6 protein-coding genes and 1 pseudogene are annotated in these 9,407 nt (G+C 65.0%); 3 read left to right on the top strand and 4 right to left on the bottom strand.

The genetic code is table 11. The features are described from left to right. Position 1: 1 nt before the first annotated feature. Complete coding sequence (locus ACLEQD_RS07830) at positions 2 to 4,084, bottom strand: M4 family metallopeptidase (RefSeq protein ID WP_410382906.1); 4,083 nt, start codon at positions 4,082 to 4,084, stop codon at positions 2 to 4. A gap of 492 nt (positions 4,085 to 4,576) precedes the next feature. Here ACLEQD_RS07830 and ACLEQD_RS07835 point away from each other — a divergent pair, with 492 nt between their 5' ends. Continuing rightward, positions 4,577 to 4,978: a hypothetical protein gene (locus ACLEQD_RS07835; protein WP_410382907.1), complete on the top strand. Its 402-nt coding sequence runs from the start codon at positions 4,577 to 4,579 to the stop codon at positions 4,976 to 4,978. 4 nt (positions 4,979 to 4,982) lie between these two features. Continuing rightward, a complete protein-coding gene (locus ACLEQD_RS07840) occupies positions 4,983 to 5,351 on the top strand; it encodes a DUSAM domain-containing protein (RefSeq protein WP_410382908.1) in 369 nt (122 codons plus the stop codon). Between the two features lie 742 nt (positions 5,352 to 6,093). On the opposite strand, the pseudogene ACLEQD_RS07845 reads toward ACLEQD_RS07840, so the two are convergent. Continuing rightward, a pseudogene (locus tag ACLEQD_RS07845) lies at positions 6,094 to 6,249 on the bottom strand (ATP-binding protein); the annotation flags it as partial. A 115-nt stretch (positions 6,250 to 6,364) separates the two neighbouring features. Further along, positions 6,365 to 6,574: a hypothetical protein gene (locus ACLEQD_RS07850; protein WP_410382909.1), complete on the bottom strand. Its 210-nt coding sequence runs from the start codon at positions 6,572 to 6,574 to the stop codon at positions 6,365 to 6,367. Between the two features lie 635 nt (positions 6,575 to 7,209). On the opposite strand from ACLEQD_RS07850, the gene ACLEQD_RS07855 reads away from it, so the two are divergent. Then, positions 7,210 to 8,328, top strand: a complete 1,119-nt coding sequence (locus ACLEQD_RS07855) for a serine/threonine protein kinase (protein ID WP_410382910.1) — start codon at positions 7,210 to 7,212, stop codon at positions 8,326 to 8,328. A gap of 412 nt (positions 8,329 to 8,740) precedes the next feature. Here the strand turns inward: ACLEQD_RS07855 and ACLEQD_RS07860 are convergent, their stop codons facing one another. After that, on the bottom strand, positions 8,741 to 9,064 hold the full coding sequence (locus ACLEQD_RS07860; protein WP_410382911.1) for a hypothetical protein: 324 nt from the start codon (positions 9,062 to 9,064) through the stop codon (positions 8,741 to 8,743). Positions 9,065 to 9,407: the final 343 nt, after the last annotated feature.

Consider the following 9,407-nt stretch of genomic DNA (forward strand, 5'->3'; position numbering starts at 1 on the left):
ATTACCGTCCGAACTGGCTGACGAAGAGGGTGATGTCGCTGTCGTTCACGGAGCCGGCGCCGTCGAGGTTCGTCTCCTCGGAGCCGTTGGTGCCGTAGTCCTGCGCGAGCAGGCCCATGTCCTCTCCGTCCACGACGTTGTCGCCGTTGATGTCGCCCGTGTAGACCTGGATGGCCGCCACGGCCTTCGCCGTCGGTACCACGACGCTCGCCGCGGACACGTGGCACAGGCCACGGGCCAACGGCGCGGCGTAGACGCCGTCCGCGCCGACGGTGCCGCACACGCGGCCCTCCGCCACGGACCAGCTCACCGCCGTGTTCACCACGTTCGCCACGTTCGCCTGCAGGGCCACGGAGCCACCCACCGGCACCACGTTCTGCGCCACCGCGAACTCCACCGTGACGGGCAGGAGCGTGAAGGGGGTGGTCGCCTTGGAGGAGTTGCCGTAGGCGTCGTATGCCACCGCCTCGAGGACGTGCTCCCCCGGCGCCAGCGGAATCGGGAACAGCGGCAGCGTGTACGGCTCGGACGAGGCCCGGCCCTTCAGCGCGCCGTCCACGTAGAACTCCACGTACGCAACGCCCGTGTCGTCGGTGGCCTCGGCCCGCATCGTGTAGGTCTCGAACAGGCCCTCCACGCTGGCGGTGACGTGCGGCGCACCCTGGTCCTGGGCGGTGGAGTTGCGCACGTCGAAGGTCACCACGCGCTCCGTCGTGTTGCCCGCCTTGTCCGTGGCCGTCGCCTTGAACTGGTGCGGGCCGTTGGACAGGCTCTTCGTGTCGAACGCCGTCGCGTAGACGCCCTGGACGTCCGTGAACGAGCTCACCGGGGCGTCGTCCACCAGGAACGCGAGGGTGGACGTCCAGACGTTGTCGCTCACGGTGGCCTTGAGCTGCACCGTCCCGTAGCTGCCGTCCACCGCCGCGGAGAGCGTGGGGGCCTGGACATCCGCCTGCGTCGAGGTGACCAGGTTGACGTCGTCGAGGAAGAACTGGACGTCTCCGTCCGGCAGCTGCAGGTCCGCCGTCTGGTCCACGTCGAAGAACAACTGCACCGTCTGGCCCTTGTATGCGGTCAGGTCGAAGCGGTGCTGGAGGTACTCCGCGTTGGTGTCATCCAGGTTGGAGAGCGTCTTCAGCGTCGCCAGCTCGGTGCCGGCGGTGTCCCGCACCTTCGCGCTGAAGGTGTGGTGGGCCACGGCGTCGGTGAACCCACCGTTGTAGATGCGCAGCCAGAAGCTGAAGATGGCCGAGGTCGCGTCCGCCGGGATGGCCACGGACTGACGGACGGAGTGCCGCACCGGGCCCACGGTCCAGAAGATGTAGAAGCGGCTGCCCGTGTGCGCGAAGGACGCGCTGGTGAACATGCCCGTCGAGCCCGACACCGTCGTCGCGCTCGTCCAGCTCGTGGAGGTCTCGAAGCTGGGGTTGAGCACGCGCTGGGCGGCGGTGGTGTCCACGTAGAACGTCACCGCGGGAGAGTCACCCACGTTGCCGCCCACGTCCGTGGCCCGGGCGACGAGCGTGTGCGCGCCGGCCGTCAGCGTGGAGAGGTTGACGACGCGGCTGAACGACTTGACCGAGTTGCCCAGGGACACGCCGTCGACGAAGAACTCCACCGCGTTGACGAAGCCGTTGTCGGACACGTCCGCGAAGTAGCCCACGCGCGCGCCGGAGATGACCACGTTGGCCGTCACCCGGGGCGCCTCGGCGTCCGCCGCGCGGACGACGCGCAGCGAGAAGTCATCCGCCTGGAAGTTGGTGGCGAGCGAGGCGTTCTCACTGCCTTCCAGGAAGATTCGCACCGTCTGGCCCGCGTAGGCCGTCAGGTCCACGCTCTGCTGCGCATAGCCCAGCGTCGCGTCCAGGTTGGACCACGTCGACATCGTCCCCAGCACCGTGCCCGAGGTGTCGCGCACCTGCAGCGTCAGCGTGTCGCGCACGGCGGTGGTCGTCGTCTCGGAGGTGGTGATGTTCAGGAAGAAGGTCAGCGCCGCATGGGTGACGCCGGCGGGGAGGGTGACGTCCTGCCACAGCCGGTCGACGTGCGTCGTGCCATAGCCGTTGAGCCATGCGAAGCCCTGGCCCGTGCGCGGACCGGAGGCGACCGGGAAGTTGATGTTCGACGGCTCATCCGTCCAGCCCAGGGTGTCCTGTTCGAAGCCCGGGTTGATCAGCAGCTGTTCGAAGCTGTTGGAGACGCTGAAGCTCGCCGGAGCGGACGCGGCGTAATTGCCGGCCGCGTCGTACGCCACCGCCACCAGCGTGTGTGCGCCGTTGGACAGCGAGCTGGCATCCAGCGGGAGCTGGTACGGCTGGGCGGAGACGTTCCCCGCCAGGGCGCCGTCGACGTAGAGCTCCACGCGGGCCACGCCGACGTTGTCGTCGGCCTGCGCCTGCAGCTGGAGGTCGGGCGCGCTGCCAGAGACGCTCGCGGCGACGGTGGGGGCAATGCGGTCGTCGTACGTGCCGGCGGTGTAGCCCACGTTGATGGCCGCGAAGGCGTTCTGCACCGCGCGGTACTCGTTGGACTGGGAGCCGAAGAGGTCCGCCGCGGCCTGGAGGCTGCTGGTGCGGGCCGACAGGTAGTTGGACGACGGGAACAGGTAGACGGTGAGCGCGCGGTACCAGATGGCCGCCGCCTTGTCGTTGCCGATGCCCCGCATGCCCGCGGGCAGGTAGGTGCTGGAGTAGTCGGTGCTGACCGCCAGCGGCTGCACGCCCTGGGACAGGAAGTAGAAGGCGCGGTTCATCGGGCCGCTGCTGTAGTGCACGTCGACGTTGGCGATGCCGGGGTACCAGGCGTCCGCGCTCGCGCCGTCCAGCGACGGGCGGAACATGACACGCAGCGGGAAGTCGCTGAGCTGCTCGGCCATGAGCCAGTTGCCGCCAATGTCACCAATGGCGCTGCCGCGGCCGTTGGCCACCCAGAACTCCGTCAGGGTGCCGAAGATGTCCGAGTTGGCCTCGTTGAGGCCGCCGGACTCGCCGTCGTAGATGAGGCCGGCCGTGTGCGAGGTGACGCCGTGGGTCATCTCGTGGCCCGTCACGTCGAGCACGCCCATGGACCTGAAGCCGCCGGGGGCCGGGAACGAGCCGTCGCCGTAGCTCATGCAGAAGCAGCCGTCGCTCCAGAAGGCGTTGTTGTAGTTGTTGCTGGCGTGCACCCGGTTGTAGGTGGGCGAGCCGAAGCCGTCCACGCCGTCGCGGCCGAAGATCTTCTTGTAGAAGTCCCACGTCGCCAGCAGGCCGAAGTGCGCGTCGACGGCGGCCGTCTGGCCGTTGTCGCTCAGGGTGTTGTTGGCACCGACGATGTAGTTCTGCCCGTCGCCCCAGGCGTTGTCGGCGTCCGTGTAGAGGGTCAGCGTGGGAACGACGCCGTTCTGCACGGCGGCGTGGTTGACGTCGTAGGTCCGGATGCCCTCGCCGCCGGCGCGCGTGACGTCGCGCAGCTCGAAGAGGCCCTCGGCGTTCTGGAAGACGTCCAGCGGGACGTCACCGCTGTACTGCGAGTGGCCGAGGCCCTTGGCGGCGGCCGTCTGGAGCGAGTTCCACTTCTTCAGCACCTCGCCCGACTGCGCGTCGACGATGAAGTCCGTGTGCTTGACGCCGTCCTTCGGGTTCTCCAGCTCGGTGTGCACGTGGTACGCGAGCCGGTAGCCGACGACCTGCGTGTCGAAGTCCGCCGCGTTCTGCTGCGAGACCGGCTTGCCGGGGTAGCGGTTCACGAGCCGCGTCTGGGGATAGACGATGAGCTCGCCCTTCGGCGTGACGGCGAACTCGCCCTTGGGCGCCAGCTCCTGGGTGGCCTTCGTCACCGCGGACTTCGCGTCCAGCGTGGGCGTCACGTCCAGGCGGATGTTCTTGCGCAGGCCGTCGGTGGTGATGCGCATGTCCCCCGCGGACAGCCCCTGATGGGTGATGGCCATGGCGCCCCACACGGGGACGCCCTGGTATGTCTGTGCGAAGCGCGCGTGCGTCTGGCCAAACGCATCCGTGCTGGAGCTGGACAGCTGGAAGTCGTCCCGCGAACCCAGCCCGAGCTTGAGGCTTTGCGCCTTGAGGTTCGCCAGGGATTCCGCCACACGGGCCGGCTCCCGGAGCTGGAGTTGCGCCAGCGTGGGTGGGGCGACAGGGGTGAGTTTCTCAGCCGCGAGGGATGAACTCGCCGAGAAAAGACTGGCGAGGAGCAGAGGCCACCGGGGCCACGGCTTGGACATGGATTTGACTCCACACAGCATTCAGGGGAACTCCCGCCGTCAGCACCCGAGGGGGCGTGCTGCCACCGGAAGGATCACGCTCATGGAGCAGGGGCCGGACAGCCCCAGACCTTTGCCCTGGTACGTTCCACCATCAGCGTAATTATTAACCACTATACAGTTTCCCAACCCCAAGGAAATAGGGGGTGACCCCGAAGGCCACGGACCGGCCACAGGACCCACATGAAGTGTGGTGGCTCCACGCCGGGGCCTGGGTGTTTGACGAGGCGCGGCGGCCTCACCCAGGAGGGTTTGGAATACAATCAATCAAAGACAATCCACCCAGACATGAACAACCGGAGAGTCAGGGTTCTGGGCGTGCGGGTGGCTGAGTTCGCGCTGGCGGGCGCGGGCTGTGGTGGCGGCGCCCATGCCCAGGCCAGCGACGCCCAGCCCAGCGCCACGGCGGTGTACCTGGCCCAGGCGCCGTGCGATCCCAACGACTCATCCATCAGCTGCTGCGTGAAGACGCACCCGGGAAACCCCGCGCGGTGTGGCGCCACGGGCTTCGAGGCAGAGGAGCTCCTCTTCGCCGCCAGGGTCGCCAAGGAGTTGGCCCGCGAGGACCTGCCGGAGTGGAAGCGTTACTGCATGAACGAGTACGAGAAGTGCCAGAATCAAGACTGGATAGGCCCCTGCTACGACTGCTTCCGCCTCTGTGAGGGCCAGCAGGGGGAGTGGCCGCACGACCGATGCTTCCGGCAACGGAAGGGACGGTAGTGGCATGAGCCAGGACATCAACTGGGACGAGGTGCGTGCGCTCGCCGCGCGCGTCGAGGCCGGCGAAGCACTGACGCTCACCCCCGACGTGCGCGAGCTGCTACTGCGGACTGCGCGCGAGGTGGCCATCCCCGAGCTGGATGCGCAGGCTGCCGTCCAGGAAGTAGCTGCCGCGACCACGCTTCTGCGAGAGGCCCGCGCACGGATCCGCGAGGGCTCGATGCGCTTGGCGCGCACGAGGATGTTGGCTGGAGACCTCGTGAAGGCGGGCGATAAGGCCGGAGCCCGGAAGCTGCTGGAGGACCTGCTTGCCGTGGAGGTGGTGCCTCTCTACCGCGAGCAGACGGAACTGGAGTTGGAGGACCTGGACTGACGGGCGCTCACGCGCACCGTAGGCACAGCAGGGAGCGCGAGCCCCAGTCGCCGCCTACAACCTGACTCGCATGGCCCGACGCATGCCCGCCTGACACGCCGTGCGCTCGCCGGGCAGCAGTTCGCCCCGGGGGAGGCCTGGGGCCCACGGCCGCAGCCGCCGCGGGGCGCCTGCCCAGTCGTCAGAAACCTCTCGAAAACCTCTCATTGACGTGCCGGGTCCGCTCGGAGCAGCCCGCCAGGGTTCGACATGGAGTCGTGAAGGCAATGCGTGAGGGAGCAATCGCGGCTACCCTCGCGCATTGTGCCGATGCATCTTGCGAGCAGCGGTTGGCGTCCTACCGTCACGTGACGGCTTTACTGACAGGCACACCACTTCTGGGAGCGTGAAGGACGACTGGTTATACAACCGTCAAACACTTTATGCCCGTCGCAGTAGATGTACATCGCTCCGCACTCCACGCCATTCTCTGAGTAGTAGTACGTGATTTGGGCCTGAGAGTCTGTGCAAAGGGCAGCCTCGCGGACGCCATCGGCTGACGTCATGGAATCTTCAAGGCCCGGGGAGTTGGCGCTCGCGCCCTCGGTATCGGCACCGCCACAGCCACAAAACAATCCCGCCGTCAAAAACATCGCAGCAATCAATCGCATTTTGCCTCCAGATATATGAGTTGTTGCCAGGGTAACACTGCCCCTGCTCGACCAAGCCGCCCCATTGCCAAGAGTGTCAACTTGCAGACAAATCAGCCCACCTCGTCCTGGGTGAGGCCGCGCAGGCCGAGGTCATCGATGATGAGCAAGTCCGGCGAGGTGAAGCGCAGGAGGCGCTTGTCGTAGCGGCCCTGGCCCCGGGCGGCGCGCAGTTGCAGGAGGAGTTCGTGGGCGCCGACGTCGAGGGCGCGCCACCCCGCGGGTCGTGCCCTAACTCGTCCCGGGCTGCCGCCGCCAGCCCGTCGAAGGCCCGGCGCATGTCACACGCCCGCGTCGCCACGAAGATGGACGTTGAAGACGGAATCAGGGCTCCGTCCCTTCCAGCGCCACCACCCGCCACCGCAGCGCCTGGGCATCAAACCGCGCCGGCACGCGCACCACCCGCCCACCCGTCAGCACCACGTCCAGCGGCAATGCCTCCGGCGCGTCCTCGCGCGCCGCGTCCTCCATCGTGAGCGTCTTGCTGCCGCCTCCGGACGCGCCCACCACGACGCCCGCGCCCACGTACACCATGACGTGGTCCTTGACAGCGATGCGCGAGGAAGTCCTTCAGGACGGCGGCCACGCGGCGGCGGGCGCTGCCCCGAGCGCGACGGAAGGACTTGCGGAGGAAGTGCGGCGGCGGGTTGAAGAGCTGAGCCCCCCAGTGCCAGCCCTCGTGAATGGGGCCTGCGGACGGATGCGCGTAGCCCGCCGTCCACGTCGTGGAGAGGCGCTGGCTCTGGTTGTGAAGGGGGCCGCTTAGGAAGGCGCTGTCGCGCAGGTGGCCCGCCTCCACCGGCACGAGGAAGAGGGAGTAGTCCAGGGCGAGGCGGGCAATATCCCGGCAGGGCGCATCGAGCGCGCGCAGCACTTCACTGGGAGAGCGGCGCAGGCGCTCCAACTTCACCGCATCGGCTTTGACTCGGACAGGCATCCCCTACTTCAATGGGGGCAATTTCCGGCATTAGCGTTTTCCAGTGGCCCCTTTTCTCTTCCTCCGCTTAGCCAGGTTGAATCCCTTCACGTAGGCCCAAAGCAGCAAGATCAAAATCACCACCAAGGATCCATCAATGCCACTAAACTTCCCCGCTAGCTGGAAGTACGATTCAAACAAGTCAATACCGCCCGCGCCGCCCGAATTAGTCAACGAGTTCCACTCACTGGCAGTGGACCTGGCGGACACACATCCTGACCCCAAGCTCATCATTGAGATGTTCAAGTTCAACTTCGGAGATCACAATTCAAGCTCAGACATGAGCTGGGCGGTCTCGGATCTTGAAAGAGCAATGAGCAGAAGGGCCACCAACGCCGTCGTTTTCATTTCAAACTTCTGGTCCGCCATAGAGGAGGCCCAGAAGATGGAACTCGTCGTTCCGCCCCAAGACTTTCTCAACAAAATAATATCCAAAAACAAAATACCATTCGCCATCCAGCCACCCAACATCGTCAAGGCACAGCCAGACTCCGAAATTGGAGATTCAAGCCAAGAAACAAAGTCCGACAACTATGTGCTCGGAAAACTACTAGGCGAAGGAGGCTTTGGATCAGTATACATGGCCACCAGATCAACCAGCGTTGCCAGTTTTGATTTTGCCATAAAAATACACAATCCAAGTCCACTCAATGAAGATTCATCCAAAGCTCAGGCTCGCTTTCAGAGAGAAATCCAGGCCATTAAGAGCCTTCAGCATCGCGGCATCGTCCCCTACTTCGATGCCGGGATTGATCGACAAGGGCGACCTTATCTCGTAATGCCGATCATCAAAGGAAAGGACTTGAGAGAGGCAGCAAGCGCCGAGCCTTTCATGCAACGCGTGGCGCTCATGACTGATGTCCTAGATGCAGTCAAGCATGCCCATGACAACGATGTGCTTCATCGCGACCTAAAACCAAGCAATATAATTGTCCGGGCATCGGATCGACAGCCAATAATAGTGGATTTCGGCGCCTCCTACGTCATCGACCAACTTGATAAGCAGTCGCTAACCACCAAGGCCGTCGGCTCCATTGGCTACATGCCATCCGAAGTGCTCGCAAACCCCAAGAACAGATCTCCCCTTCACGACATCTACTCATGCGCAGTAATAACATATGAAATAATTGCCGGACACCGCCCCGATTCGGCCGACCCAATGCCTTTGGCCGCCGTAGACCCACTCCTCACTCCGCTAGATCGAGTCCTAAGGAGAGCGCTTGGTCCAGCATCCAGGCGGCACCCAAGCGCATCTGAATTGAGAAACGAATTTCTTGAAGTGCTTTCAAAAACCAGCCGGAGCTACAATTAACTGCTTGTCAGACAGAAATAAGCAGTGACCACCCAGCGATGCCGCTCCGCTGCATCGCTCCCCAGATACATCGGAGCGCTTTCCTCCGCGCGAACGACGGTATTACGGCCGAGGGCACGGTAATTGAGGACTTCAAGAACAGAATTGGCGAGTCGCTGACCACCACCGAAGTCCTCACGCCCGGATCGAACCCTCACCTGACAACTTGGAGTGAGATAGGCCAATCGCCGCCCCATATAACCTAGAGGTGCAGCGCCGCCTGTTACAATCAACGCCACCGCACTATCTGGCACGCCACCATCGGTATCAGGCATAGGTGCCGTGAAGAGGTTGGCCCCCAGTGATGGAGGACGGATGAGTCCAATCCTCGCGCCCTCCAGCAACTCGGCGAGTTCCGAGGCGAAGTCCCGCATTAGAACCATACCTTCCGGAAACGCACCGCACCCGCACCGTCCACACTCTCGTCTACTGCCACAGGGCGCCGAGCGCGGTTGATATCGCCCACATCCTCTCCCGGCAGCCACACGCGGTGCTGTAAGGTAACTGGCGCGTCCGTGTAGACGACGTGCGCGGCGAGATGCTCGTTGCCGTTGGCGTCACGGATGAGGCGCCGCGAGGGCTGCACGCGCGTCCACGCCATCAGCTGGGGCCCGAGCGTCGGCTTTCCATAGGCGTCCCGTCCCGTCAGCACGGCATAGGTGATCGATTGACGGAAGGTGTCCGTGGGCGAGGCCATCAGCTCACCCGGTGAATGACGTAGGGCGCGGTAACCGTCCGGCCAACGACGTGCCGGATCGCTTGCAAGCAGACGGGAGGCATGCGGTGACGCGCGGCGCGATGGATGGAGCCGGATGCTTCAGGACGCGTCGGCTGCGCGCAGACGCTTCCACTCGTGCGGCAGCAGCTGTAACCGTCCGGCCAACGACGTGCCGTGAGGGATTGCCGGGGTAGCGGTACGCGGCGGACGCTGGCGCGCATGTCGAAGCCAGTGGAGAAGCCGGAGTGGGCACGCATCGCGGAAGCCTTCGAGGCCAGCGGGCAGACGCAGCGGGAGTTCGCGCTGGCACGGGGCGTGCGGC

It is taken from the genome of Corallococcus sp. 4LFB (genome assembly GCF_046520365.1).
GTDB lineage: Bacteria > Myxococcota > Myxococcia > Myxococcales > Myxococcaceae > Corallococcus > Corallococcus caeni.

Excerpts from the sequence above, each read along its gene's own strand:
- ACLEQD_RS07850 (WP_410382909.1), bottom strand. The coding sequence starts at position 6,574 with ATGGTGTACGTGGGCGCGGGCGTCGTGGTGGGCGCGTCCGGAGGCGGC.
- ACLEQD_RS07840 (WP_410382908.1), top strand. The coding sequence starts at position 4,983 with ATGAGCCAGGACATCAACTGGGACGAGGTGCGTGCGCTCGCCGCGCGC.
- ACLEQD_RS07860 (WP_410382911.1), bottom strand. The coding sequence starts at position 9,064 with ATGGCCTCGCCCACGGACACCTTCCGTCAATCGATCACCTATGCCGTG.